Annotated in this window: 2 protein-coding genes and 1 pseudogene; all 3 read right to left on the minus strand. The window is 63.1% G+C overall.

The genetic code is table 11. The features are described from left to right. Nucleotides 1-347 (minus strand): aldehyde dehydrogenase family protein (locus tag EN991_RS35375; protein ID WP_127370459.1); only part of this gene is annotated, 347 nt, incomplete at its 3' end. 10 nt (nt 348-357) lie between these two features. Further along, nucleotides 358-1,395, minus strand: coding sequence for an LLM class flavin-dependent oxidoreductase (locus EN991_RS35380; protein ID WP_127370460.1), 1,038 nt, complete (start codon nt 1,393-1,395; stop codon nt 358-360). Continuing rightward, a pseudogene (locus EN991_RS35385) lies at nt 1,392-1,615 on the minus strand (flavin reductase); the annotation flags it as partial. The pseudogene EN991_RS35385 and the gene EN991_RS35380, both read right to left, overlap by 4 nt.

Here is a 1,615-nt window from a genome sequence, read left to right on the forward strand (position 1 = left end):
CCGCCATAATAGCGGTAGTAGTCGCCGACATAGGCGATCTGGGCGCGGGTCTCGCGGATGATCTTGCCTGTATCGCGGGTCTCGAGCTCGGCAAGTCGCCCAGCATTGGCGGCGACGAGGTCGCCCAGCTTGACCAGCAGCTTTCCACGCGCCGTCGCGGTCATCCTACGCCATGGGCCGGAACGCAGGGCGCGGTGCGCCGCCTCGACGGCGCGGTCGACATCGGCTTCGCTCGCCGCCGGCATCCTGGCCCAGGCCGCCCCGGTCGACGGGTCGACGCTGTCGAAAGTAGCGGACGGTTCGTCGAAGCGGCCGTCGATGAAGTTCCTGAAGGGGGCGTCGGTCATGGGCTCGCGATCAAAGGAAGGCCGGCATCACCCGGTCGATGAACAGTTGCAGCGATTTTTTCTTGTGCTCGTGCGAAAGCCCGCTGTCGATCCAGATCGAATACTGGTTGTAGCCGAGTGCCTCATAGTTCTTCAGCCGGGCGATGACCTCATCGGCCTCGCCGATCACCAGGTTCTGCCTGATCTTGTCGGGCGCGTATTGCGGCATGGCCGCGATCTCGTCCGGCGTCAGCGGCTCCAATATGCCTTGATGCACTGGTTTCTTGTTCTGGAACCAGGCGCCGAACTGGCAATAGAAAGTCGACAGGTCCTGCGTCAGGCGATCTGCGTCAGCCGCGTCGTCGGCAACGAAGGTGTGCATCAAAAGCATGATTTCCGGTCGTTCGATCTCGGGATGCGCGGCGCAGGCGGCGTTGAAGCGCTGCATCAGGCTCGTCACCTCGTCATCGCCGGAAGCCAGCGGCGTTACCTGGACCTTGCATCCGTTGGCGACGGCGAAATCGTGCGAGTTCGGGTCGCGGGCCGCCACCCAGATCGGCGGGTAGGGTTTCTGCAGCGGCTTGGGCGAGGAGGTGGTGGCGGGGAATTGCCAGAACTCGCCGGAGAGTTCGAAGTCGCCGTCCCATAGGCCGCGGATCGCCGGTATGATCTCGCGCATGCGCTGGCCGGCGCCCCAGGCGTCAAGACCTGGGAAGATGCGCTGATATTCATAGCTGTAGGCGCCGCGCGCGATGCCGATGTCCAGCCGGCCACCGCTGATGACGTCAGCCATCGCCGCTTCGCCGGCAAGCTTGATCGGGTGCCAGAAGGGCGCAATCACGGTTCCGGTGCCGAGGCGGATACGGCTGGTCTTGGCGGCGAGATAGGCGATGTTGATGAAGGGATTGGGCGAGATGGTGAATTCCATGCCGTGATGCTCGCCGATCCAGGCGGTCTCGAAGCATGCCTGTTCGGCCATCAGGACCAGTTCTTCGAGCTCGGTCACAAGCTCGGAATGCGGCTTGGCCAGATCCGACCGTTCCATATGCACGAAGAGCGAGAATTTCATCCGTGGGCACCTGTATTGACGGTGGAAGCGCTGGGTCTGGCGAGCGGCCGGACCTCGCCTTCGACATCGTTGCCGACATAGACGCCGAATGCATCCACCGAGCATTCCCTGATATAGCGCGTGAGCATCGAGCGGATCGCCGAATCGGCGATCTTCAATCCTTCGATCGCGTCGATCTCGATGAGCCGAATGCCGCGATCGCTGGAAGCGGGCACGTCGA

Source organism: Mesorhizobium sp. M7A.F.Ca.US.005.03.2.1, assembly GCF_003997795.1.
Lineage (GTDB): Bacteria > Pseudomonadota > Alphaproteobacteria > Rhizobiales > Rhizobiaceae > Mesorhizobium > Mesorhizobium ciceri.

What these genes read in the sequence shown, in the direction of transcription:
- EN991_RS35380 (WP_127370460.1), bottom strand. Translation starts at nt 1,395, where the DNA reads ATGAAATTCTCGCTCTTCGTGCATATGGAACGGTCGGATCTGGCCAAG.